Annotated in this window: 16 protein-coding genes; all 16 read left to right on the top strand. The window is 67.9% G+C overall.

Annotated features, from left to right (window positions below; all coding sequences use genetic code 11):
• Nucleotides 1-25 precede the first annotated feature (25 nt).
• The 16 genes from BJ997_RS15135 to BJ997_RS15060 all read left to right on the top strand — a co-directional run bounded on the left by BJ997_RS15135 (nt 26) and on the right by BJ997_RS15060 (nt 25,838).
• Entirely contained in the window at nt 26-1,024 is a 999-nt protein-coding gene (locus BJ997_RS15135; protein WP_035835445.1) for an acetamidase/formamidase family protein, read from the top strand.
• A 114-nt stretch (nt 1,025-1,138) separates the two neighbouring features.
• A complete protein-coding gene (locus BJ997_RS15130; RefSeq protein WP_035835444.1) occupies nt 1,139-1,900 on the top strand; it encodes an SDR family NAD(P)-dependent oxidoreductase in 762 nt (253 codons plus the stop codon).
• A gap of 104 nt (nt 1,901-2,004) precedes the next feature.
• Entirely contained in the window at nt 2,005-3,060 is a 1,056-nt protein-coding gene (locus BJ997_RS15125; protein ID WP_035835443.1) for an Rv2578c family radical SAM protein, read from the top strand.
• Nucleotides 3,061-3,252: 192 nt separating this feature from the next.
• Entirely contained in the window at nt 3,253-4,473 is a 1,221-nt protein-coding gene (locus BJ997_RS15120) for a sensor histidine kinase (RefSeq protein ID WP_052541969.1), read from the top strand.
• Nucleotides 4,470-5,708: a hypothetical protein gene (locus BJ997_RS15115; protein ID WP_035835442.1), complete on the top strand. Its 1,239-nt coding sequence runs from the start codon at nt 4,470-4,472 to the stop codon at nt 5,706-5,708. The genes BJ997_RS15120 and BJ997_RS15115 overlap by 4 nt, the downstream gene beginning before the upstream one ends.
• The gene (locus tag BJ997_RS15110; RefSeq protein ID WP_035835441.1) at nt 5,708-6,328 is read left to right on the top strand and encodes a thymidine kinase; all 621 of its coding nucleotides are present in this window, start codon (nt 5,708-5,710) and stop codon (nt 6,326-6,328) included. The genes BJ997_RS15115 and BJ997_RS15110 overlap by 1 nt, the downstream gene beginning before the upstream one ends.
• Nucleotides 6,329-6,620: 292 nt before the next feature.
• A complete protein-coding gene (locus tag BJ997_RS15105) occupies nt 6,621-7,274 on the top strand; it encodes a response regulator transcription factor (RefSeq protein WP_035835440.1) in 654 nt (217 codons plus the stop codon).
• Nucleotides 7,275-7,307: 33 nt separating this feature from the next.
• Complete coding sequence (locus BJ997_RS15100) at nt 7,308-9,824, top strand: sensor histidine kinase (RefSeq protein ID WP_035835439.1); 2,517 nt, start codon at nt 7,308-7,310, stop codon at nt 9,822-9,824.
• Between the two features lie 296 nt (nt 9,825-10,120).
• Nucleotides 10,121-16,114 carry an Ig-like domain-containing protein gene (locus BJ997_RS15095; protein ID WP_035835438.1) on the top strand — a complete coding sequence of 1,998 codons (5,994 nt, stop codon included), beginning with the start codon at nt 10,121-10,123 and terminating at the stop codon, nt 16,112-16,114.
• Between the two features lie 25 nt (nt 16,115-16,139).
• On the top strand, nt 16,140-17,114 hold the full coding sequence (locus BJ997_RS15090; RefSeq protein WP_035835437.1) for an AAA family ATPase: 975 nt from the start codon (nt 16,140-16,142) through the stop codon (nt 17,112-17,114).
• Complete coding sequence (locus BJ997_RS15085; RefSeq protein WP_052541968.1) at nt 17,111-18,418, top strand: DUF58 domain-containing protein; 1,308 nt, start codon at nt 17,111-17,113, stop codon at nt 18,416-18,418. The genes BJ997_RS15090 and BJ997_RS15085 overlap by 4 nt, the downstream gene beginning before the upstream one ends.
• The gene (locus BJ997_RS15080) at nt 18,415-20,730 is read left to right on the top strand and encodes a transglutaminase-like domain-containing protein (RefSeq protein WP_052541967.1); all 2,316 of its coding nucleotides are present in this window, start codon (nt 18,415-18,417) and stop codon (nt 20,728-20,730) included. Before BJ997_RS15085 ends, BJ997_RS15080 begins: the two co-directional genes overlap by 4 nt.
• Entirely contained in the window at nt 20,727-22,034 is a 1,308-nt protein-coding gene (locus BJ997_RS15075; RefSeq protein WP_052541966.1) for an RDD family protein, read from the top strand. The genes BJ997_RS15080 and BJ997_RS15075 overlap by 4 nt, the downstream gene beginning before the upstream one ends.
• Nucleotides 22,031-22,915, top strand: coding sequence for a PP2C family protein-serine/threonine phosphatase (locus BJ997_RS15070; RefSeq protein WP_052541965.1), 885 nt, complete (start codon nt 22,031-22,033; stop codon nt 22,913-22,915). The genes BJ997_RS15075 and BJ997_RS15070 overlap by 4 nt, the downstream gene beginning before the upstream one ends.
• Nucleotides 22,912-24,237, top strand: a complete 1,326-nt coding sequence (locus tag BJ997_RS15065) for an FHA domain-containing protein (protein WP_035835435.1) — start codon at nt 22,912-22,914, stop codon at nt 24,235-24,237. Before BJ997_RS15070 ends, BJ997_RS15065 begins: the two co-directional genes overlap by 4 nt.
• Nucleotides 24,234-25,838: a serine/threonine-protein kinase gene (locus BJ997_RS15060; protein ID WP_035835434.1), complete on the top strand. Its 1,605-nt coding sequence runs from the start codon at nt 24,234-24,236 to the stop codon at nt 25,836-25,838. Before BJ997_RS15065 ends, BJ997_RS15060 begins: the two co-directional genes overlap by 4 nt.

Below are 25,838 nucleotides of genomic sequence, written 5' to 3'. Positions count from 1 at the left end.
ACGTCGGCCCGATACGCTGAACTGCATGGACTCTGTCGAATTCAGGCCGGAACGCAGCCAATACGTCTACACCTTCGGGGGTGCGGACCCGGTGAAACGCGTGAGGCCCGGCACCCTGCTCACTCTGTGGTCGGAGGACGCCTTCAACCATGCCATCACCTCCGTCAACGATGTGGCGAGCCAGGTGATCGACTTCCGTTACCTGAACCCGCAGACCGGACCGTTCTACGTTGAGGGCGCCGAACCGGGGGATACCCTGGCCATCCACGTGGTCGACCTGGTTCCGGCGCGAAGTTGGGGCGCATCCGCTGCAATTCCGTTTTTCGGTGGCATGACCAGCACGGATCGCACCGCGCTGCTGCAGCAGGCGCTGCCGGAAGCCACGTGGGTTTATGAGGTCGACACGGCGGCGCGAACCGTGGGATTTCAAGCCCGCTTCGGTGACTTCGAGGTGGCGCTGCCGCTCGAACCCATGCTCGGCACCGTGGGAGTGGCGCCTGCAGGCCATGAGGTGCGCTCGTCGCTCGTGCCTGAGCGATTCGGCGGAAACATGGATACCCCGGAGATCAAGGCCGGCACCACGGTGTTCCTCGGGGTGAACGTGGAGGGAGCGCTGTTCTCGATCGGGGACGGCCACTACCGCCAGGGCGAGGGAGAGGCTTGCGGCACCGCGGTGGAGGGCGCCATGAACTCCACCATTCTCGTGGACCTTATCAAGGGTCGGGCGCCGCTCTGGCCCCGACTCGAAACCGACGATTACTGGATGATCGTGGGATCCTCCCGGCCCATGGAAGATTCATGGCGCATCGCGCAGCTCGAGATGATCCGTTGGTTCGGCGAACTCTTCGACCTGCACGAAATGGATGCCTACCAGCTGCTCAGCCAGGTGGCCGAGGCACCGATTGCCAACGTGGTCGACCCGAACTACAGCGTGGTGGTGAAGGTGCGCAAGTCGCTCTTCCCGGCGGCCCATGCCTTTGACGGGATGCACCGCGACCTGCGCTCAAGGGCCGCGACCCGCTGACGCGGCCCCACCCCCGCACAGGATCCCGGAGGAACTGGCGCGCGAATGGCCACCCTGTCCTCACCGCCTCACCGCCTCACTGCTTCACTGCTTCACCCAATCGAAGGAATGACCATGGACCTGCGAATTGCCAATAAGACAGCCCTCGTTACCGGCGGCACCAAAGGAATCGGGCGCGCGATCGTCGACGCATTCGTCGCAGAGGGCGCCAACGTGGCCTTCTGTGCCCGAAGTGCCGACGAGGTGGCGGCGACGGAAGCCGCTTTCGCATCCGCTCCGGTCACCGTGGTGGGCACTGTGCTCGACGTGCGCGACACCGCCTGTCTCACGGCGTGGGTGAATGACACCGCGGAGCGCTTCGGCGGCCTCGACATGATCGTGAGCAACGTGAGTGCCCTCGCTATCCCCGACACGGCGCAGAATTGGGTCGACTCTCTCGAGATCGACTTGATGGGTACCGTCAATCTCGTGCAGGCAAGCCTGCCATTCCTCGAGAAGAGCAGCGCGGGGTCGATTGTGGCGCTCTCGAGCGTGTCCGGGCGCGAGGTCGACTTCGCCTCCGGACCGTATGGCACCGTGAAGACCGCCATCATCGGGTACATCGCCGGGCTCGCGTTACAGCTTGCCGGGAGAGGCATCCGCGCCAATACGGTGTCGCCGGGCAACACCTATCACGCGGGTGGCGTCTGGGAGAGCCTCGAGGCGAGTGATCGCGAGTTCTTCGACTCGGCGGTGGCATTGAACCCCACGGGCCGCCTGGGTACGCCGCAGGAGATCGCGGCGAGCGTGGTCTTCCTGTCCAGCCCGGTGTCGAGCCGCACCACGGGTGCGAACCTTCTCATTGACGGCGCCCTGACCCGCGGCATCCAGCTCTAGCGCCCCGCCCCTGCCTGCCCGCCCCAGGCAAGACGACACTGCAAGGAGAGCGGATGTCGCGGCCAGCGCTTGCGCCTTACTCGAAGGTGTGTTCGAATAAGGTCATGCGTTGGACCGGTCAGGAACTCACGACGGAGCAGGCCGGCGCCCTTCCCGGTCTCGCCAAGCTCAACAACTTCGTGCGCAGTGTGCAGACGCCCGAGTTCGCCGGCATCACCTTCCACGAGATCCTCGCCAAGAGCGCGCTCAACCGAGTGCCCGGCCAGTCCGCCCTGCCGTTCGGCTACACGATCAACCCGTATCGGGGCTGCTCGCACGCGTGCGCCTACTGCTTCGCGCGGCCCACCCACGAGTACCTCAATCTCGACGCCGGGAAGGACTTCGACAGCGAGATCATCGTGAAGGTGAACGTGGCCGAGGTGCTGAGAAAGGAGCTGGCTAAGCCCGGCTGGGGCAAGCATCCGGTTGCGTTGGGCACCAACACCGACCCGTATCAGCGCGCCGAGGGCCGCTATCGGCTGATGCCCGGCATCATTGCCGCCCTGGCCGAGTCGGGCACGCCGCTGTCGCTCCTCACCAAGGGAACCCTGCTGCGCCGCGACCTGGATTTGCTGGCCGAGGCGAGCCGGCGCGTGCCCGTCGACATCGCGCTGTCCATCGCCATCTACGACGACAACCTCCAGCAGTCGGTCGAGCCCGGAACCCCCTCGACGAAGGCGCGACTGGCCGCTGTCACCGCGGTTCGCGAGCGGGGCCTTGACTGCGGGGTCTTCATGATGCCCATCCTGCCCTTTCTCACCGACACCCGCGCGCACCTCGACGACGCCCTCCGCCAAGCGAAGGCCGCCGGCGCCTCGAGCGTGCTCTACTGCGCGCTCAACCTGAAGCCCACGGTGAAGCAGTGGTACCTGCAGTGGCTTGAGCGCGACCACCCTCAACTGCTGCCGCGTTACCTCGAGCTCTTCGCCGGCGGCACCTACGCGCCCAAGGAGTACCGCGCCTGGCTCGCCGCGCGCATCAAACCGCTGATCAGGGCGCACGGGCTCGAGGGTGGCCGCACTGATCCCTCCACCGGCGGCCCGCGCTCGAGCGGCCTCGCATCGTCCGGTTCGCTCATCGCGCAGGAAATCCCGCCAGAGCTCGCCCCCACCCTGTTCTGACCATCAGGCCCGACCGCAAAACCGGCTTCTTTGGTCACACGCCGGGTGGGGTGGCGCGAGCGGCGTGTTGCGAGTTTTACCGGTTTTACGGCGTGGGGGAGTACCCGGCGCAGCGACCGGGCCGAGCAGTGCCAGCGCCCGTCGGGGCGTACTCCACGTCTCAGGTGGCATACTCAGAATGAGGGGGATTCCATGACTCTTGGATTACCGGGCCATCTTGTACAGTCAGCGCTCAGTCGCGCCCTCGCCCGCGCCACGCACTGGTTCGGCCTGATCTGCCTGTTCGGTGCGCTTGCCGCGGTCGGGCTGCTCAGCATGACCCGCGCCGGCTCCGAACTCACCGTCACCGTCGCCGTGATCCTGGGTATGGCCGGCCTCCTCGTGGTGCTCGCCCGGCGCCGCACCGTGCTGGTCTCCCTCGCCTATCTGCTCACCGGAACGGCGTGTGTCTACCTCTATACCGACACCGTGTTGAGTGCTCCGGCGGTGCTGCCGGCCTCCATAATCTTTCTCGTCGCCCTGCCCAAGATGGCCCTCGTCATGGTGGGTGGCGCCGGTTCTGGCCTGTTTCTCGGCGCGTTGTGGAGCACGGCCGGCTTCCTCCTCGCCGAGGGCGCGGCCCTGCTGGCCATGGCGCACGCCGGTGTGATCGGGGGCCGGGACTTCTTCACCGTCTCCGCCTACGTCTTCCTCACCACGGTGTTGTTGCTGGCCGGGCTCGGTCGTCGTCGGGGCAGGCTCGCCCAGCCCGCCCTGCTCCGCGCCGCCGAGGACGATGCGGCGAGCACGCTCCGGGACGCCCTCGACAATCGCTCGATCGCCCTGATCAACGACACGACCGTCACCCAGCTGGTGGCGCTGGCCAACGCCGTTCCGGGCGCCGTGAGCCCTCACCTGCACATGGGCTTGACGGGCGCGCTGCACGTACTGCGCGATACCGACTGGCTCACCGACGCCGACCCTCACGAGCCCGGCGACCTGGCCGCGAGCGCACTGTTCCGCGCCATCGACCGCTGTCGATCCGGGGGGCTCATCGTGGAGATCACGGGCGACAGCAACGCCCTCGACCGCCTCACCGCTGCGGTCGACCGCGAGCTCGCCCTTGCGGCCGAGCACTGCCTGGGCAATGTGCTCCTGCACGCCGGGGTGACCGCCGCCGAGGTGAGCGTTGAAAGCGACGACGACACCGTCTCGGTGATGATAGCGGATGCCGGCAGCGGCTTCACTCTCACCGGCTCCAGTCGCGGCCGGCTCGGCCTCCGACAGTCGGTGCGTCGCCGTGTCGACAGGGTAGGCGGCTCCGTCGAGATCTGGACCCGGCCGGGCGCCGGCACCACGGTGCGCCTCACGGTGCCCGTCGCCGTGCCGGACGCCGTGCCAACCCTCGCCCTCGCCGCTCGGCCCAGCCGATGAGCGCGCCAGACGCCACGCAGCAGCGCCTCGACCCGATCGGCGGGCTCGCGGCCTGGCCGCTCGCCCCCGTCACCGCGCTGATCGTGGTGGCCTACGCGGTCTTCTCCACGCTCACCCAGTCCGGCGAGGTGCAGAACGAGCTCTTCACGGCCCTCGGCGTCGTGGCGATGTCCCTCGCTGCCGGCGTGCTCGTGTGGGCTGCGCTGCCGGAGAGTGCTCCGTTCGAGCGCCGCTCGACCGTGCTCATGGTGAGCCTCGCGCTGCTGGGTTACGTCTTCGAGCAGCTCGGCATGTGGGGCCACAACGAGTCAGTGCACAACGATTTCGGCCAGATCGGCCTCGGCCTGCTCATCATGGCGCTCGCGCCGTTCCGGCCCTGGCGTGAAATGGTCGCCGTGGCGCTCGGGGCGACACTGGTCGTGGCGTTTGGCGCCCTCGCCCAGGCGGACTCCCTCGGCGGCGCCACCCCGCCGGCAATCTTCGCCATTCTCGCCGCGGTGCAGTTGCTCGCGCCCGCCTTGGCCGGTGCCGCCTACTGCCGCCAGGTGGTGAAGGCCATTCGGATCTGGCAAACGGATGCCCAGCGGTCCATTCACCTGCACACCGAAGAGAGCCGAGCGGCCACGTCCAGGGCCGTCGTGCAGCAGAGGATGGCGAGCCTCAACGCGAGCGTGCTGCCGTTCCTCGACGAGATACTCGCCCGCGGCACGGTGACCGCCGCCGACATCGAGCGGGCGCGTTCGCTCGCCGAGCAGGTGCGGCAGAGCCTCGTGGCCGAAACCGACCACACCTGGCTCGACGACCTGCTCGCCCGCGAGCGGTCGGCGTTGGCAGTCGCTGACGGCCGCCCAGCGCTCACCCTCCCCGCAGCCGACGACCCCGACCGTCGGGCGGCCCGGTTCAGCGCTCGCGAGCGGGCCGCGCTGGGCGCGCTGCTCGTGATGCTTTTCGGTCAGCCGGGGTTCGACCCCGCCGCGCTCTCGCTGCGCCTGTCCGGTCGGCAGTCGGAGGGCGCGGAAGCCGAGTCGTTCACGACCGTGGCGCTCGAGGCATCCGTTGCCCTGTCGCCCTATCGGCTGCGCCGCCTCGTGCATCCGTTCGTCGCCGTGTTGAGGGTGGAATTCGGCCAGGTGCGCGTCACCGTGCGCGGGCAGACTCTCGACATGCGAATGGATTCCGGCTCGGCCGGCGGCCGACCCACCCTGGCTGCGGCCGCAACCAGAAACGAGTATTGATGGCGAAGCTCTACTTTCGCTATGGCGCCATGAACAGCGGCAAGAGCACGTCCATGCTGCAGGCGGCCTACAACTACGAGGAACGCGGGCACCGGGTGTTGCTGGCGAAGCCGTCCGTGGACACGAAGGGCGACCGCGGCATTCTCTCCCGGCTCGGCGTCACCCGGGCGGTCGACTACCTGCTGACCCCCGAAACGGATGCCCTCGCCACCTTCCAGCAGCACCGCGAGCGGGTGCTCGCCGAGACCGGACTCGACGTGAGTGCCCTGCTGCTCGACGAGGCGCAGTTCCTCACCGAGACGCAGGTGGACGACCTGCTGCGCATCGCGATCCTGAAGAACGTTCCCGTGCTCGCGTACGGCATTCGCACCGACTTCCAGACCGTGGCGTTCCCGGGCAGCCGGCGCCTGCTGGAGGTGTCACACAGTCTCGAGGAGCTCAAAACGATCTGCCGGTGTGGCCGCAAGGCCGTGTTTAACGGACGCAAGATCGACGGCGTGTATGTGTTCGACGGCGACCAGGTGGCGATCGACGGCACCGAGGTGACCTACGAGTCGCTGTGCGGGTCGTGCTATCTCGAAGAAAGCCACGGCGTTCTCAACACCCGCAGCCGCGCCTGAGCGTCGGATCGTAGGTGAGGCGCCCGCAAGCCTCCTGTTCGGAAGTCGCGAGCGCCTCAACACCCCCGGTACCCCCCGTAATGTTCCCCAGGGTCAACTGTAGGTACACCCCAAATAATTGGGTAGCCGTCACTTCTAGTGGCCCCCAAATTGAGGTTCAGTCGAGTGCTTTTATGCACTTTTGGCCGCATGTACGCTAAATTATGAGCAGCGGGTCACGATTACACCCCGTCTGGCCGCTCTGGGCAGGCGGAAACACGTACCGGTCTGTCCCCCCGTTAGGGTTAGGAACATGTACCGCTACAGGGTTGCCCTCATCGATGATCACGAAATCGTCGCTCGCGGATTCGCGGAACTCTTCTCCACCATCGGTAACATCCATGTCGTGGCGACAGTCGCGACGGTCTCCGAACTTCTGGGCGCCACGGCGCCCGAGGAGAAGATCGACCTCGTCATCCTCGATCTGCGGCTCTCCGACGGGTCGACGGTCACGAGCAACGTGCTGCGCCTGCGTGAGCGCGGCGCCGAGGTGCTCGCCTTCACCGGCGGCGACGACGCCCAGCTGATGCGCGCGGCGGCGCGCTCGGGAGTGCTCGGCGTCGTGCGCAAATCCGAACCCACCGGCGTGCTGCTCGACGCCGTCGCCCGGGCGGCGCTCGGCGAGACCATCGCGTCGACGGACTGGGCCGCGGCCCTCGACGGCGACCCCGAGATCTCCAACGCGGCGCTCAGCCCACGCGAGCGCGAGGTGCTGTCCCTCTACGCGGCGGGGGCGAAGGCACCCCTCGTGGCGTCGAAGACCGGGCTGTCGGAGTCGACCGTGATCGACTACATCCGTCGGGTGCGGTCCAAGTACGAGCGGGTAGGACGTCCGGCCAACACGAAGATCGACCTCTACAAGCGCGCGCTCGAAGACGGTATCCTGCCCATACCCGGTCAGCGCTGACCGGGTCGAATTCGCCCCCCAGCTGACCACCCCGTGACCCTGCCGCCAACGCCCGTCGATGCGGAGTCGGCGCGCCCGAGCGTGCACGCGGCCTTCACCTCCCCGCTGCTCGCGGTGCGTCGCACACCCTCCGCCGTCATCAACCTGCCGGTGCAAGCCGACGGAGCCCGGGACCGCCTCACCCGCATGCTGTACCTCGCGGTCGGCGGCGGCGCGATCATCTTCGGTGGTCTGTCCATCCAGCCGTTCCTGGCCCAGGCCCACGAGCCCGCCCTTGAGTTGTCGTGGACGGCGTGGCTGCTCGTCTTCGGGCTGCCGCTGCTGTCGGCGGTGTTGTCCCGGCATGCTCCGCTGTCGCTCCTTCGCCGCCTGGCTCTGCTGCACGGCCTCGTGTTCATCGCCATTCTCGTGGGCTGGCTCATCCTCGGGGCCGGCGCGCTGCCCCAGGAACTCGGCATCCCCTGGGTGCTCTCCTTCACGGGCATTCCCTGCGTGGCGGTGGCGGTGGCCGAGCGCGGCTGGGTGGCGTGGTCGTTCATTGTGCTGGCGTGCACGCTCAGCGGGCTCGTGCGCGCCGTCACGACGCCCAACTACCGCCCGGCCCTCGTGGGGGTTGAAGACGGGCTGTATTCGCTCCTACTGATCAGTGTCTTCGCTGGATTCACCCTCGCCCTTCGTCGCAGCGCCGGGCGCATCGAGGCGGCCGCCCGGTTGTCCAGGGCAGCGGATGCCGGGCGGGCGGCACGCACGGCACGAACGCAGGAGCGCCAGATCATCGACGCCCTCGTGCACGACAGTGTGATCTCCACCCTGCTGGTGGCCGGGCTCGGCCGGGCCGACCCGGCCGTGGTCGCCCGGCAGGCCGCCACGACCATCGAGAAACTCGACGCGCTGAGCAATCCGACGTCGGTCGACGTCGTGCTGCGGTCCGGGCTGTGGCTGCGGCTTTCGGCGGTTGCCAGGGACCTCGCCCCCGACGTGATCCTGCGCTCGGAGCTGCACCTCGAGCGACTGATCCCGGTGCATGTCGGCGATGCCGTGGTCGGCGCGGTGGGGGAGGCGCTGCGCAACTCGATGGCCGCCGCCGGTGTCGGGCACCGGCACCCCGTCATCCGTCGCGTCACCGTGCGCCCGGCGGGCGGTGGAATCCAGGTGCTCGTGGCCGATGACGGCGCCGGTTTCGACCCGGCGCTCGTACCGCAGGAGCGGCTCGGCATCGCGCAGAGCATCGTGGGACGCATGCACAGAATCGCCGGTGGTGCGGCGGTGGTGCGCTCCCGCCCTGGCCAGGGCACAGAGGTACTCATCACCTGGATTCCCGCCACCGCCATCAGGGGCGTCCCCGCTCCCGCTCCAGCTCGTGCGCCGGCCCCAACCGATCGCCCCGACGGCGACCGACGCCTTGGTGGCGACAGGAGGGTGCCGGGCGACCGACGAGCGGATGCCCGCGGGCAGGAGCGCCGCCGAGTCGAGCCGGATCGCCGCGCTGATTCCGTCGCCGTGACGGAGACGCTCCCGGCGCGGGACCGGCGCGGCACGCTCTCGCTCTCCGGCACTCTCGGTCTCTCCACACCGCTCGCCCTCGCGGTGCTCGTGCTGTTCGTGGCCGTGCACGCCCTGTTGGCCTTTGCCGACAGTGAATCGCTGGCACGCCAGCCGCTGGGGATCCCGCTCGACCTGCTCGCGCTCGTGGCGGTGTCTGCGGCGGCCCTGTGGATCACCCTGCCGGCGAAAGACCCGTTTCCGCCCTCGCGCACGTTTGGAATCCTGGTGCTGTGCAGTGTGACGGCGGGGCTCATGTACCTGCAAATCTCGCCGCTCGATGCTCGGCCGTTCGCGCACTGGCACCTCGGGGCCGTCACCCTCGTGCTGGTCGTGCTCGTGGCGCGGGGCCGCACCGGCTGGGCGTGGGTGGGCTACGCCGCCCTCGCCGCTGCTACGGTGGCGTGGACGCTTGCCAACGGGTTGGCCCTGGTTGACGGCGTGAACCTCGTGGTTCGGCACGGCGGAACCCTCCTGGTGGGAACATTGTTCGCCATGGGCATGCGCCGGTCGGGCCGCACCCTGCTCGTGCTCATCCGCGAGCGCGGGGAACGGGCGTCGAGTGAGGCCACGAGCGGTGCCGTCGTGGAGGAGCGCGAGGTGCAGCTCGCTCGCGTGAATGCGCTCGCCCGTCCCGCGCTGACAAGGCTCATGAGCGCGCACGAACTCGACGACGCCGAGCGCGCGGAGTGCCTGCTCGTGGAGGGCAGCCTGCGCGACGCCATTCGCGGCCGCAGCCTGTTCGTGGAACCTATCATCACGGCCACCCGCAACGCGCGAACCCGCGGCGTGGAGGTGACCCTGCTCGACGACAGCGGCGACAACCAGCCCACCGATGTGAGCCTCTTCGCCCGGCTGGTGGCCGACCAGCTCGACGCCCTGAGCTTCGGGCGTTTCACGCTGCGCCTCCTGCCCGTGGCACGCGCCGAGCTGGCCACCATCGTGGTCGAATCGGCGGAGCACCGCATGCTCGTCGTCGACGCCGACGGCACCGCCCGCGACGCCTAACCGCCCCGCGACGCGACGCCGCGCCTCGAAGCCCCGCCGTGCCGGCCCGCCGTGCCGCCCCACCGGGCCGCGTGAGCGGCTGCTCAACCCCAGTTCTGGGGCGTGTCCTCCGGGCGTCGAACCGCCACACTGAAAAAGATTCACGTCTCCGAACCGACAACCCGGGGAGTAGGGCCATGGTCGCGCGCTGCGTGGCTGGGGAAAATGACCCATTGTTAGTTTTCACCCTGCCGATGATGCTGGTGATCCAGTGATTACGAACACAGAGGTTGTGGAAACACAGAGGGGGGTACGGCATGCTTCGAGGCTTCATGCTCCGACGCCGTTCCCTGGCCACGCTCGGCGTTCTCACGTCGTCGTCGCTCGTGCTCACTCTCGTGGCGTTCCTGTACCCAGGGTTCACCACCGCCGACGTCGAACTCAATGACGGCGGCGTGTGGGTGACCAAACCGTCGGGTTTGCTGGTCGGGCACCTCAACTACCAGTCGCAGGTTCTCGACTCCGGACTGCGAACCAAGGCAAACGACTTTGACATCCTGCAGTCGGGCACTACCGTCATCACCCACGACCGGGCGAACGCCACGCTAAGCCTGGTCGACCCAGCCAACGTGGTGTTCGGCAGCGAGGTACACGTGCCGCCGGCGGGATCCGTTGCCCTCGGCGCCACGACCGTGGCGATACTCGACCAGGCCACGGGAGACGTCTTCATCAGCACGGTGAACGACCTGACCTCCTTCACGCTCGAGGGAGCAGAGCCTGCGGTGAGTCTCGGCGCCGGCGCCGCGGTCGCGGTGGGCTCAGACGGGGCTGTGCGGGCCGTCTCGGCTCGCGACAAGCAGATCGTCACAATCGAGACCCGCGAGGAGGGCGGGTTCGGCGAGCCGGCCACCACAGATCTGCCCGCGCTGCCCGACGCGGCCGTAGTCTCCATCGCCGCCATCGGAGCAGAGTCGGTGGTGCTTGATGCCACGTCTGCGCTGCTCTACCTGCCTGGCGGCACAACAGTCCCGGCCGCGGCCGAGTCCATTCTGCAGCAAAGCGGTCCGGCGTCCAATGCGGTGCTGACTGCCACCCCCACGAGCCTGGTGACCCATCCTCTCGATGGGAGCGCCGCCGCTACGACGGATTCCGAGGGAGTCACGCCGGGTGTGCCCGCCGCGCCGGTCTTCCTGAATGGATGCGCCTACGCCGCCTGGGCAGGCTCCGCGCGCTATGTGCGCGACTGCCCAGCATCCGCCGACGACGTCTCCCGCACTGTGGACAGCCTGCAGGCGAAGGCCGCCGGTGAACTCACCTTTCGGGTGAACCGAAACGTCGTCGTGCTCAACGACCTCAACTCGGGGCTCGTCTGGCTGGTGGACCAGAACATGATGCTCGTTGACAACTGGAACGAGATCACGCCTCCCTCCGACCAGACCGACCCCGACCAGCAGCAGGACGCAGTGAAAGAGACCGTGGAGAACGCGCTCCCGGTGCGCAAGGAGGAGAACACGCCGCCCGTCGCCGTCGACGACGACTTCGGCGTGCGCCCCGGGCGCAGCGTCATCCTGCCGGTGCTCGAAAACGACAGCGACGCAGACGGCGACCTGCTCACCGCGAGCCTCTTGGGCGAATCGCCTGGCATCGGGGTGGTACAGCCCATTCTCGGTGGCACTGCCCTGCAGATCTCCGTCGCCGACGATGCCTCCGGTGGCGCCACTGTTCGCTACCAGATCGATGACGGCCGAGGCGGCACCGCCGAAGCGACCGTGACCCTGTCGGTGAGCGCGCCCGGCACAAACCAGCCACCGGTTCAGAAGCGCACGTCCACGCTCGTGGTCGAACAGGGCGCGACAGTGACGCGCAATGTGCTCTCCGACTGGAGCGACCCCGACGGCGACGACCTCTTCCTGCAGGGTGCCGCCTCCGCCGACGATGATGTGGTGCAGTTCGCGGCCGACGGCCAGGTCACCTACGCAGCGATCGGTGCGAACATCGGCCGCAAGAACGTGAGCATTGTCGTGTCAGACGGCTTCGAAGGCGTAGAGGGTCTGCTCCGCGCCGACGTTCGCGCCGCCGGAAGTGCGAAGCCGCTCACCAACCCCGATCACGCCACGACAGTTGTCGGCCGCACGGTCACGGTCTCCCCGCTGCTGAACGATGAAAGCCCGAGCGGCGCCCCGCTGCGCCTAGCCAAAATCGACGACGTGCCGGGCGCCAGCGTCGTGCCTGATTTCACGGCGGGCACGTTCACGTTCACAGCCGATGCCGCTCGTACGTTCTACGTGCAGTACCTCGTGACCGACGGCCCGAACACCGTGCTCGGCCTCGTGCGCATTGACGTGACGGATGCCTCGCCGAGCGCCCTCCCGCCGGTGGCTGTTCGCGACGTGGCCCTGCTCCCCACCGGCGGGGTGGTGCTCGTCGACGTGCTGCAGAATGACACCGATCCGGCCGGCGGCATCCTCGTGGTGCAGTCGCTCAGCATCCCCGACAACCTCGGAATCTCGGTGTCGGTTCTCGAGCACCGTATCCTGCGGGTGGCCGACCAGTCCGGACTAGCCGAGCCAGTGAGCATCCGCTACACGGTGTCGAACGGCACGCTCACCGCTGAGGGCGAGGTGCTGGTGATTCCAGTGCCGGCACCAACCAAGCTCATGCCCCCAGTCGCCGTCGACGACTCCGCCACGGTTCGAGTCGGCGACATCCTGACTATCGACGTACTCGCGAACGACTCGCACCCCAACGGAGACACCATCTCCCTCTCGCCGACCCTGGTCGCACCGCTTGTGGACCCTGCCGACGGTGACCTGTTCATCTCCGAGAACACCCTGCGATTCAAGGCGGGCGCGACGGCGAAAACCGTCTACGGCACCTACGAGGTGATAGACAGCCAGGGCCAGAAGGATGCGGGCTACGTCACGATCCAGATCTTGGCGGCGGCCGACACCAACTCAGCACCCCGGCCGACGGACCTCATCGCGCGGGTCTTGTCGGGCAACTCGGTGCGCATCCCCATCCCGCTGGACCAGATCGACCCCGACGGCGACTCTGTCGAACTTGTGGGGCAGGGATCCGCTCCCACCAAGGGCCGCATCGTCGAGGTCGGTGCGTCCTGGCTCGAATACGAGGCCTACGAGGCCTCCAGCGGAACCGACAGGTTCACCTACGTCGTGCGGGACCGGAACGGCGCACGCGCCACCGCGACCATTCAGGTGGGAATCGCGCCGCCGGGATCCGTCAACCAGAAGCCCTACGCAGTGAAGGACGCCGTCACCGCGCGCACGGCCCGCCAGCTGTCGGTTCCGGTGCTTGTGAACGACACCGACCCTGACGGGGACATTCTCACGCTCGAGAAAGACGGACTCGAGCTTCCGGACGGCCTTGTGGCGAAGGTCGTGGGCGACCGCATCCTGCTTGAGACGCCGCGCACCGAGGGCGAATTCAGCATCCGCTACACGGTGAGCGACCCCTGGGGCGCCACTGCGATCGGAACCCTCCAGCTCAGCATCACCGAGGCGGCGCCGTTGCGTCAGCCGATCGCCCGCGACGATCGCGTGGCCGTGGCAGATATCGCCGGCCAGGACAGCGTCGATGTGCCCGTGCTCGTCAATGACGAAGATCCCGACGGTTCGGCCTCCGCCCTCGCCGTGTCGGTCGATGATCCCGCCGCCCGGGTTCGCCCAGGGGGCGTGGTGCGGGTCACCCTGGCTGGCGAAGCGCAGATCGTGGTCTACACGGTAACGGATGCCGACGGCCTCACGGCTTTTGCATTCATTCTGGTGCCCGGGCGCAACGATCTCCGGCCCACGCTCACAGCCGACGTCAAACCCGTGCAGGTGAAGAGCGGTGAGACCGTGACACTCGCCCTGGACGACTACGTCACCGTCGCCGACGGAAAGAAGCCGCGCATCACGGTGGCCTCCGGCGTCACGGCCACCCACGCGAATGGTGACGCGCTCATCAAAGACGAGACCACGCTCGTGTACACGTCGGCCGCCGACTACTTCGGCCCCGACGCGATCAGCTTTGAGGTGACCGACGGCACCGGCCCCGACGACCCGGCCGGCCTCACTGCCGTGCTATCGATTCCGGTCACCGTGCTGGCGCCGGAAAACCAGCAACCTACCTTCGTGGGCGGCACGATCGAGGTCGCGCCCGGCGGCGATCCCGTGACGGCGGACCTGCAGGCGATGTCGCAGGACGTGGATCCCGGTGACCTCAAGAAGCTCGAATTCCGTCTGGTGGGGGCGGTGCCAGCGGGCTTCAGCCTGAACGTGCGCGGCCAGACGTTCGAGGCGCGGGTCGCGACGAACACGCCGAAGGGCACGGCCGCTGCTGTTTCGCTCGAAATCACCGACGGCACGAGCGAGCCGATCACGGGATCGCTGCAACTCAAGGTCGTAGCCTCGACCCAGCCGCTCGCCACGACAACCGACGACGTGGTCTCAGAAGCTCGCCAGGGCCAGACCTCGGCCGTCTCGGTTCTCGCCAACGACATCAGCCCCTTCGAGGGCGAAGCGCTTACGGTCGTGGCCGCCTCGGTAGAGACCGGCGCGGGCACGGCATCCGTTCGGGGCAGCGACGTCGTGGTCACGCCAGCCGGGGACTTCGTGGGCACCATGGTGGTGCGTTACCGCGTGGCCGACGTCACCAGAGACGTCGAGCGTGAGGTTGACGGACGCATTCGCCTCACCGTGCAGGGCAAGCCAGACGCCCCATCGACACCCACCGTGACCTCGATTCAGGACAGCACCATTGTGCTGTCGTGGAACCCGCCGTCGAACAACGGCGCCGTGATCACGTCGTACACCGTGCGGTCTGCCAACGGGCTCTCCACGACCTGCGCCTCCACGACCTGCACCCTCTCCGGGCTCACCAACGACGTGGAATACACATTCACGGTGACGGCGAGCAACGCGGTCGGAGAGTCGGCCGCCTCGGGAGCCTCTGCCTCGGCGCGGCCCGACGCGCGGCCCGACGCCCCGCAGGCCCCCACACTGACATTCGGCGACGGGAGCCTCGCCGTGTCGTGGGACGCTCCACGGAGCACGGGTTCGCCCATCACGTCGTACACGCTCGAGATCACCCCGGGGGGCGAGCAGCGAAACGTCACCGGAACCTCAACGGTGTGGACCGGTCTTGAAAACGGCACGTCCTATGCGGTACGGGTGCAAGCCCACAACCGAGCCCCAGAACCGTCGACTTTCAGTGTGTTCTCGGCGGGCATGGTTCCCGCAGGTGTGCCCGACGCCCCCAACGCTCCCACGACATCGCCGGCCACGCCCGTGGGCGACCAGGCGCAGATCTCGGTGTCGTGGAATTCGCCGGCCGCGAACGGCGATCTGGTGTCGGAGTACACTCTCAGCACGATGCAGAACGGGGCCGTCGTGGGCACGCTCCCAGTTTCCGGCACCGCGGCCACCGTCGTCGTGGCGGCGTCGGACACCGACTACACGTTCGCGGTGACTGCCCGCAATAAGGCGGGGGAGTCGGCCTCGAGTGCGTCCTCAAGTCCGCGTCGCGGCGCCATCCCGCCCGGCGCGCCGACGAACGTCCTGGCTTCACCGCTCGACGGAGCCGTGGGGGTGTCGTTTACCGCCGGAGCCCTTAACGGCAACCGCTCCGACGAGGTCAGCTACCGGTATCGCGTCGACCAGACGGGGAGCGAAGGTACGATCGCGGCCGGAGGCGGAACAATAAGCGGTCTCAGTAACGGCACCGGTTACTCCATCAGCGTATGGGCCATCTCGTCAGTGGAGGGTGTATCGCCGGGTGCCGAGACGTCCTCTGGCGCGGTGATCCCGTTCGGTTCCCCGATCATCACCCTGCAGGCGATCAATCGCCAGGACAACGCGGTGCAGTTCGTCTGGAACGTCAACGGCAACGGGCGTGTCATCACCGGCGGTGACCCGGGCATCGACGGCAACGGCAACGGGGCCGTCACGAATTCGGGACTGCAGCCCAGCCAGACGACGTCGCTGACTGTGCAGTACACCAATGAGGGAGGCCTGTCGGCGTCTGCCACCTGGTCCGGTCAGGCCAACGACGCCCCGCCGGCCTTCGCTTCCGCGACTCAGGGCTCGAGTATCGGCGGCAATGTTTACGAACTCAATCTGAACACCAGCAACTTTCCGGCCGGCAGCTACATCGTCAAGTGCTTCACAGACGAGGATGGGCAGCTCACGGCGAAGCAGATGGACGTTCCCGCCAACGGCACGATCACCCCGTGCACCATCCTGTGGCGTACCGGCTGGGTTTACATCGAAGTCGTTGGCGCCTACACGACCGAAAAGCTGTATATCCCATGATCGCCCTTTGCAGAGGAGAACAAGAATGCCTATGACACCGGAGCAGGCTCAGTGGTTCGCCGGCACGTTCACCAAGCTCGTCGATAACGTGGGGAAGGCCGTACTAGGCAAGAACCGGGTGGTGCGGCTCGTGCTCACGGCCATGCTCGCCGAGGGGCACGTTCTGCTCGAAGACGCCCCAGGCACCGGCAAGACCTCGCTTGCGAAGGCCCTCGCCGCCACGGTGCAAGGCACCAACCAGCGCATCCAGTTCACCCCCGATTTACTGCCCTCAGACGTGACCGGTGTGACGATCTACGACCAGCAGAGTCACACGTTTGAGTTTCACCGTGGGCCAATCTTTGCCTCGATCGTGCTTGCCGACGAGATCAACCGCGCCTCGCCCAAGACTCAGTCCGCGCTTCTCGAGGTGATGGAGGAGTCACGCATCACGATCGACGGCATCGGCCATGAAGTGGGGCGCCCGTTCATGGTGATCGCCACTCAGAACCCGATCGAGCAGGCCGGCACCTACCGGCTGCCGGAGGCCCAGCTCGACCGCTTTCTGATCAAGACCTCGATCGGCTACCCAGACCTCGCGTCGACCGAGTTGATCCTCGCGGGCTCCGCGAATCGCAACCCGGCCGCAGACCTCGAACCGGTCATCACAACGAGTGCCGTGGCCGACATGGCCGATCTGGCGTCCACGGTGCACACAGACAGCTCCGTGCTGCGCTACGTCGCCGAGCTCACGCAGGAAACCCGCGTAGCGCCGGAGACGCGCGTGGGGGTCTCCGTGCGCGGCGCCATCGTCATGATGCGTGCGGCCAAGGTGTGGGCGGCCGCCCAGGGCCGAAACTACGTGCTTCCCGACGATGTAAAAGACCTCGCCGCCGCCGTCTGGACCCACAGGATCGTGATCGACCCAGAGGCAGAATTCGCCGGGATGACGGCCGAAAAGGTGCTGTCCAGAGTGATGAATGACGTGGCGGCCCCCTTGTCCCGGAGACCGGCAGCATGAGTTTTGCGGGGGCGATTCGGTCGGCTCCCAGCAGCATCGCCGACCGCGCCGTAGCAGGGGCAAAACGAGCCGGGCAGGCGCTCGAACCCGTCCGGGTGTTCTGGGCGCGCGTTGCACTGCCCCTCGTGGCTCCCGGTATCGCGGTCATCACACGGGTGCTGCGCGTGGTGACGCCGTTCGGCTGGGTGCTGCTGTCGGCATCCGTTGTGGCCTGGATCGTGGGCCAGCGTCTCGGCTGGCACGAGTTCACGGCCCTGGCCGTCGTGGGATTCGTCATGCTGGCCGCCGCGGTTCCCTTCGTGCTCGGACGTAGCGTCTACTCGATCGATCTCGGCCTGGCCGAGAGCCGTGTGGTCGTGGGTGAGCGCGCCGTCGGCCGGGTCACCGTGACGAACGCCTTCCGGCGCCCCCTTCTGCCCGCACGCATTGAGTTGCCGGTTGGCCGGGGACTCGCCGCGTTCCACCTGCCCCGCCTCGCTCCAGGGGCCATCCACGAAGACCTCTTCAGCATTCCCACCGGGCGACGCATGGTGCTGCGGGTCGGCCCGGTGCGATCCGTGCGCGGCGATGCCCTGGGCCTGTGTCGCCTGGAGGTCGCCTGGACGGCTGCGGTCGATCTGTACGTGCACCCACGAACGGTGCGCCTCGAGAATGCGTCATCGGGCTTCCTGCGCGACCTCGAGGGGCTTCCCACCAAGGACCTCGCCAACGACGACGTGGCCTTCCACGCGCTGCGCGAATACGTGCCGGGCGACGACCTTCGGAATGTGCATTGGAGGTCGTCGGCGCGCACGGCGAAGATTATGGTGCGCCAGTTCGAAGAGACGCGTCGCTCGCACCTTGCCATCGTTCTCTCTCGCAATCCCGCCGACTACGCGGACGCCGAGCAGTTCGAGCTCGCAGTGTCGGTGTGCGGCTCGCTTGGCGTGCAGGCACTGCTGGAGGAAAAACAGCTCACTATCCGTGCCCAGGAACTATCGCTTCCCACGAATTCCCCGAGACGGCTGCTCGACGGGCTCTCCGCAGTGGAACAGCAGGACAGCCGCGACGGTCTCGTGCAGCTGGCCAGACACGTGGGAAATACCGTTCCGAATGCCTCAATTGTGGTGCTGCTGTTCGGCGGCACCGTGGCACCGGCGGCAATCCGCGCGGCCGCCATGCTCATTCCCCACGGCGTTCGGGTGATCGCAGTCAGCTGCGTGCCCGGTGAAGCGCTGGCCCGTCGCGCCATCGGCGACACGACCGTGCTCACCGTCGGCGACCTCGCGGAGCTCCCCCTCGGCATTCGGCGGGTGACCGAATGAGGCCCCGCATCAGGCCCCGCCGCCTCACGGCGCAGCTCGGCGATGTGGCTGCGCTGTTCGCTTTGCTGGGCCTGGGCGTGATGGGGTTCGGGCCGGTTTTCGGTGGTTCTGGCTACCTTCTCGCCGGTCTCGGCGGGGTGGTCCTCGGCCTCGGTGTGGCGTGGACGGGAGCACAGCTCCGGTGGGGAACCCTCACGGTAGCCCTCGCCACGGTTGTGGCCTACTTCGTGTGCGGGGGAGTGCTCGCCCTGCGGTCGAGCACTCTGCTCGGATTCGTGCCGTCCCTCGAGACGCTGCGCCAGCTCGCGCTCGGCGTCGTGTTTTCGTGGAAGCAGCTGCTTACGGTGGAAGCGCCCGTGGCAGGATTCGACACCCTCCTGATCGTGCCCTTGCTGGCCTCTCTCATTACGGCCGTCGTCGCGGGCAGCGTGGCCCTGCGTTCCCCGCGCCCTGGCTTCGCCCTGATGCCGGTCGTGCTCCTCTTCGTCATCTCCATCAGCTTCGGAACCCGCGAGGCCGTGTTGCCGGTGGTGCGCGGTGTGGCGCTCGCCGCGGGCGGCATCGCCTGGTGCGCCTGGCGCCTCGCCGACGCCCGCGCGGCCACACTGCGGGCAACGGCCGGTGATGACGCCGCGGCCGGAAGCACCTCGGCCGGCAATCGCCGGCTGCTTGTGGGCGCCGCGCTCGTCGCCGTGGCGCTCGTGGCCGGCGTAGTCACCGGCGATGTCGGCGCACCGGCAGCCGCGCGGCAGGTGCTGCGCGATACCGTTGTGCCGCCCCTCGACCTTCGCGCGTATCCGAGCCCGCTCGTGTCTTTCCGCAAGTACGTGCGCGATTTCAAAGACAAGCCCCTGCTCACCGTGGCCGGCCTTCCCGATGGCGCCCGGCTGCGTTTGGCGACCCTAGATCTCTACGATGGCGTCGTGTACAACGTCTCGGGTGACGGCAGCGCCGGCTCCGGCACGTTCGCGCGGGTGGGTACCGAAATCGCCGAAACGCGTAGCGGGCGCCCGGCGCGGCTCACCTTCACCATGGAGGGCCTCACCGGCGTCTGGGTTCCCGACGCCGGCTATCTGACCTCGCTCGCCTTCCACGGCGATCGTACGAAGGAGCTCGGGGATTCCCTGCACTACAACCGCACGACCGGCGCAGCCATGAGCACGCTGCCCCTGCAGACGGGGGACTCCTACACGGCGAACGTGATCGTGCCGGACATTCCGGGGGACGAGCAGCTCGCTGATCGGTCGGGCGCCACATTGTCGATGCCGGAGTCACACGGCATTCCCGACCTGGTCGCGACCGCGGCCGCCGCGGCGGTCGGCGACGCAGAGACTCCGCTCGCTCAGGTTCGGGCTATCGAAAAGACCCTGCACGAGACCGGGTTTCTCAGTCATGGGCTCGAGGGCGAAACCGCTTCGCGCGCCGGGCACGGCGCCGAGCGCATCTCGACCCTTCTCGGCTCGCCGCAAATGGTGGGCGACGACGAACAGTACGCGGTGGCCATGGCCCTGCAGGTGAGTCAGCTTGGTCTACCGGCCCGCGTCGTGATGGGCTTCTACCAGGCGGATGCGAAAGCGGGCACGGTGCAGATCACCGGCAGCGACCTGCACGCCTGGGTCGAAGTCGCCTTCGACGGTCTCGGCTGGGTGAGCTTTGATCCCACGCCGCCGGAAGACCAGATTCCGCAGGCCGAGCAACCCCAGCCCAAGAGCGAGCCGCAGGCCCAGGTGCTGCAGCCGCCGCTTCCCCCACAGGCGCCGGTCGAGGTTCCGCCCACGGTACTGCCCGATGAAGCGCTCGACGAGAACGGTGCCGGGATCTGGGCAACCGTCTGGTTCATCGCGGGCATCACCGGCGGCGTGCTGCTCCTGCTCCTGGTCGTTTTCGGCCCTCTCATCTTCGTCGGGGCGCTCAAGGCCCGTCGTCGCCGTCGACGCTTCGCCGCCGTGCGGCCGAGCGATCGGCTGAGCGGAGGCTGGAGCGAGGTCGTCGACACGGCAACCGACCTCGGTGTGCCGTTCACACCGGGCCTCACGCGCACGGAGGGCTCCATCGCGCTCGACGGCCACTACCCGGGATCGGGTGTCACGTTGCTCGCGAACCGGGTGGACGCCGGTGTTTTCGGCCCCACCGAAGCCACGGATGCGCAGCTGGCCGAGTTCTGGCACGACGTCGACCGCCTCGTGGGGTCGATGTCGGCATCCGTCGGTCCGTGGTCGCGGTTGCGGGCCCGGCTTTCGGTGCGCTCGTTTTGGAATAGCTGGACACAAGGAGCGATCGTGCTCACGCAGAAGTGGAGACACACATCATGAGTCAGCCCGGTCCCGCCCTTCACTTCAGCGGTCGATCCAACGCCCGCATCGGCTCCCGAGTGGGTGCATACCTCCTCGATGTGCTGTGGCTGTCCGCTCCGATCGTGGTGGCCTACGGCATCCTTTATGGCGTGGCAATGTCGATGCTCAGCGCGGGAGACTACTCCACCGCGATCGGCCTGGTTTCAGCGGGCCAAATCGTGGCAGCGGCCTTGGGAATCGTGCTCGCGATCGTGTATTACGTGACACTAGGGCACGGTCAGACTCCGGGAATGAAGGCGGCGGGCATCCGTCTTGTCGTGCTCGATTCCGGGGCATCGTCTGGAATTAACGAGCCTGGTTTCTTGCGAGCCCTCGGTCGCGGTCTTGTATTCGGACTGAGCATCTACATCATCGTGGGGCCGTTCTCCCCGCTGTTCGACGGCACCGGCGCGAGTCGTGGCTGGCACGATAAGGCCTCGGGTACCTGGATGGTCAAGACGACAACGGATGCCCCACTCACCGCCCACGAGAGCCATTCCTGGGAGCCGGTGCAGCGACTCGCACCGCCGCCGGCCCCGCCGAGCACCGCCCCCGCAGTGCCTGCCGAAGTTGCGACCGAAACGGTGCTGGCGCCGCCGCGACCGGCGGTTCCCTCAGCCTCGGCCGTGACTCCCGTCGGCCCCCCGGTGCCGCAGCGACCTCCCGCACCGGTACCGACAGTCGAGCCCGCACCGACAGCAGAGCGGGCACCGACCCATCCGCCAGCTCTGCTGGCTCAGTCGCCTTCCGTGTCGACGGAACCCGGTGTGATCTCCGCAGTGCCGGGTATCCAGTCGATGCGCCGCACGCCGGCACCGGCACCGGCACCGGCACCGGCACCGGCACCGGCACCGGCGCCGGCGCCGGCGCCGGTGGCGCCTCAGCCCGCCCGGATCGGCGAAAATGAAGACCTCGACCGTACTCGAATCGCCGCGCTCCCTCCGTCGACCGCGTCCGTGCAGTGGATCCTGCGGCTGGATACCGGTGAAGCGGTCGACGTGCATGGTGCCGGCCTGATCGGTCGCAACCCGGGCACGGCCGACGGATCGCCGACTCAGCTGATCAGTTACGCCGACACCACCAAGTCAATCTCCAAGACCCACCTGAGCTTCGGCCTCGAGCATGGGCAGCTCTGGGTGACCGATCGCCGTTCGACCAACGGCACATCACTCATTCGCGCGGGGCAGCCCGTGAGCGCGGTCGCGATCGACGCGCGAATCTTCCTCGAAGCCGGCGACCTGCTCGCGCTCGGGGATCGCCGCATCTGGGTGGCGACACGATGAGGAAGCCCAGACGCGCTCCCGCTCCCGTGCGGGAGGCTGCTCCCATTGCGGTGAGCGTCGGCGCGGCAACGGATGTCGGGTTGCGCCGCCAGAGCAATGAGGACGCCTATTTGGCGCAGGGCTCTCTCTACCTCGTGGCCGACGGGATGGGCGGGCACGTGGCCGGCGAGATCGCGAGCGCAACCGTGATTTCCGCCTTCACCGACCTGTCGCTGCGACCGAGCGTCACGCTCGATCGGCTGCGCGAAACCTTTGCCGACGCCGTGGCGCGGGTGGCGGCCCTGCCCGTGGGCGCGGGGGCAGGTGCGGGTACGACGCTCACCGGCGTGGCCATCGGGTCGCTCGACCAGAACGCGTATTGGATCGTACTCAACCTTGGAGACTCCCGCACCTATCGTCTGAGCTCTCGGGTGCTTGAGCAGATCAGCGTCGACCATTCAGTTGTGCAGGAACTCGTTGACAGCGGCGAGCTCACTGCGGCGCAGGCGGCCACGAATGCCCAACGCAATATCGTCACCCGTTCGATCGGGGCGGGCAGTCGCAGCGAACCGGATTACTGGTTCATTCCGGCCGAGCCGGGCGACCGAATTTTGGTGTGCTCCGACGGGCTCACTGGCGAGCTGAGCGATGAGCACATCCGTTCCATCCTGAACGCCGAGCCCGAGCCGCAGGCCGCCGCAGCACGCCTGGTGCGGGAGGCGTTGCAGCGAGGGGGCCGCGACAACGTGACCGTGGTCGTCGTCGACGCCCTGTCGATCCTCGGAGATCTCGAGGGTGACGAAACGATACCTCGGCACCTCACCGCGGTGGCTGACACCCCACCCGATTTTGATGACACTATTCCGCGTGACCGACTGACCGATGGAGTCAACCACCTATGAACAGCTACTCCTCCGGAACCTGGCTCGGTGTCGTCACCGAGAACGGTGTTGCCGTGCTTCCCGGCGATACGACTCCCGCCATGCTCGCGAATGTCTACGAGTCGCTCCTCGAGGGTGCCGGTCTCGGCGCCCTGCTCGATGCACTGACCGGATCCTTCGGCACAAGTTTCGCGCTCATTCCCAGTTTTGCCATCGTCACGCTGGGTGCCGACGAGGCCCGCATCGCCGTGCGAGGTGCGCTCTCCGTTGCCGTGCAGGGAGACGCCGACCACGGTCGCATGCTCGTGTCCGGTGCCAGGGTCACCACCTGGAGCGAGAGCGTGTCGGTGAATCCGGCGTCGATCGAGATTGTGACGGATGCCGCTGGCGACGTCTCCGCACTGCTCCCGATCGCGACCGGCGTGGTCTGGTGCGATTCGGTGCGCATCACGCTGCGGCCGGAGGACTCCGCTCCTGACGCCGTTCCAGAGATGGACCTGGTGGCGCAGATCGAGGCAGCGCCGGAGCCGGGAGCAGCGCCGGAGCCGGAAGCAGCGCAGGAACCGGTGGCCGTGCGGGAACCGGCTGCCGCACCGAGCGGGCCGGTGTCGGCACGCGCCCACGCCAACGCGTCGGTCTCGGCCCGAACTCCCGCACCTGTACCCTCGCCGGTCGTCGTGACGAGTGAGACGCTGGCCGTTCCGGAGCACACGATGGGCCGGGACTACGACGGGCTCTGGGATGGCAGCGGGCTCACGCCCGGAGGTGAGACCCCTGCCTACCGGCCGGCCGCGGCCCGTTCAACGCTGATCGATGGGCTTCCCGCGTTTGTTCCCCCGTCCGTCGCCGGCGACGCCGAGGCGGCGGTCGAGATCGACCTCGATCACGACAGCGACTTCGACCACGACCACGACGGAGAAACACTCTCGGTGGAGCAGGTTCGCGGCCTGATGCGCTCGTCGCCCACGCCGCCCCTGTGGGCGGCCGCCGTCGCATCCGCTCCTCCCGGGAGTCTGCTGATCTCCAGCGGCGGGCAGGTGCGGCTTGATCGGGGAGCGATTATCGGCCGTAAACCGAGTGCCGGGCGCTTTGCCGCCGACAGGATGCCGCACCTCATCACCGTGCCGAGCCCCCAGCAAGACATCTCGCGCAGCCACGTGGAGATCCGGTGCGAGGGGTCGACGGTGCTCGCCCTCGACCTCGGTACCACCAACGGAACCCGGCTGCTGCGGGCCGGCAAGGAACCGGAAAGGCTGCATCCGCAGGAGCCCACCATGCTCGTTTTCGGAGACGTGCTCGACCTCGGCGACGAGATCACGGTCACCTTCCTCGAGCTCGTATGACGGCCAATCGCGCCCCGAGCGCACCACCGGACCTGCCAGGGTTCCGGTTTCTCTCCGTTCTCGGATCCGGCGGCTTCGCCGACGTCTTCCTGTACCAGCAGGCACGGCCAGAGCGCCAGGTCGCCATCAAGGTGCTTCTGAAAGCGGAACTCGCTGACGGCAGCGTCGACGAGTTCGCGCGAGAGGCGAACGCGATGGCGATGTTGTCGACGCATCCCTCGATCGTGACCATCTATGAGGCCAGCGTCTCTCGAGACGGTCGACCGTATCTGGTGATGGAGTACTGCCCGCGGCCCAATTTGCAGGTGCGGTACCGGAAAGAACGATTCGGGGTGGGGGAGGCGCTACGCATCGCCATCCAGGTAGCGGGGGCGGTGGAGACCTCGCACCGGGCCGGTATCCTGCACCGCGACATCAAGCCGGCCAACATTCTCGTGACCGGCTACAACCGCCCCGCACTCACCGACTTCGGCATATCCGCGAAGACGGCGAGCGGCGGGGACGCCCTCGTGGGAATGTCCATTCCCTGGTCGCCGCCGGAATCCTTCCACACCCCTCCTGACAGCGGCCCGGCCTCCGACGTCTATGCTCTCGCCGCGACCATCTACACCCTCCTGGCGGGGCGGGCGCCGTTTCACCTTCCCGGCGGGCCCAATTCCAGCGATGCCATGATCCACCGCATCGCGCAGGCGGCGCTTCCCCCGCTCGGCCGTGACGATGTGCCCGCGTCGCTCGACGAGGTGCTCGCCCACGCCATGAGAAAGCGGCCGGAGGAGAGGTACGTCTCCGCCCTCGAATTCGCCAGGGCCCTGCAAAAGGTGCAGATCGAACTCGCCATGTCAGTGACGCAGGTTGACCTGCTTGACGACTCTCCGGACGCCCCCGACGAGCGCGATGACGACGACGGACTCACGCGCGTGCGCAAGATCGTGAGCATCGACCCCGAGCAGCTTCCGATGCCGGCACCCGAGCCCGTGACGGCACGCCGACCGCTGAACGACGCGAGCCACTGGACCGATCGCGGGCCCATCGGTGTCGTGCCGGATCTTGCACAAACCGCGCTACGCGCCGAATCTGGTGGGTTCGCGCACGACAGCATGCAGCCACCTGCGCTCGACGACACATCGCGACGACCGGAGCACACTCTCCCTCCGGTGACGGAAGCGGTGCCCACCCGCTCGCGGCGACGCTGGCTGGTGCCGTCCGTGCTCGGCGGCGTCGGCCTGCTCGTGGCCGGGGGGGTCGCTCTCGCCTTCGTGCTCGGGGGCGGAGCGCCCGGGCCGGTGTCTGCCGACCCGAGCGGCAGCCCGGTGGCGCCAGTAGACGCCATCGTCGAGTCCGATGTGCCCGCCCTCACCGATCTGGTCGGCGCCGTCGGCAGCTCAGGAGTGGTGTTCACGTGGACCAACCCCTCTCCGCTGGACGGCGACCTCTACCTCTGGCGGGAAGTCGCGGCCGGGCAGGAGGGCGTGGTGAAAAGTGTCGTGGATGCCACGGTGGTCGTGCCCCCGAGCGAAACGGGACGAACCTGCATCGAGGTGTCCCTGCGCAGAGCCGACGGACGAAGCTCCACGGCTCCGTCCACGGGGTGCGCACCGTGA

The organism is Cryobacterium roopkundense (genome assembly GCF_014200405.1).
GTDB lineage: Bacteria > Actinomycetota > Actinomycetes > Actinomycetales > Microbacteriaceae > Cryobacterium > Cryobacterium roopkundense.
This window is presented reverse-complemented; position numbering and strand designations above follow the sequence as displayed.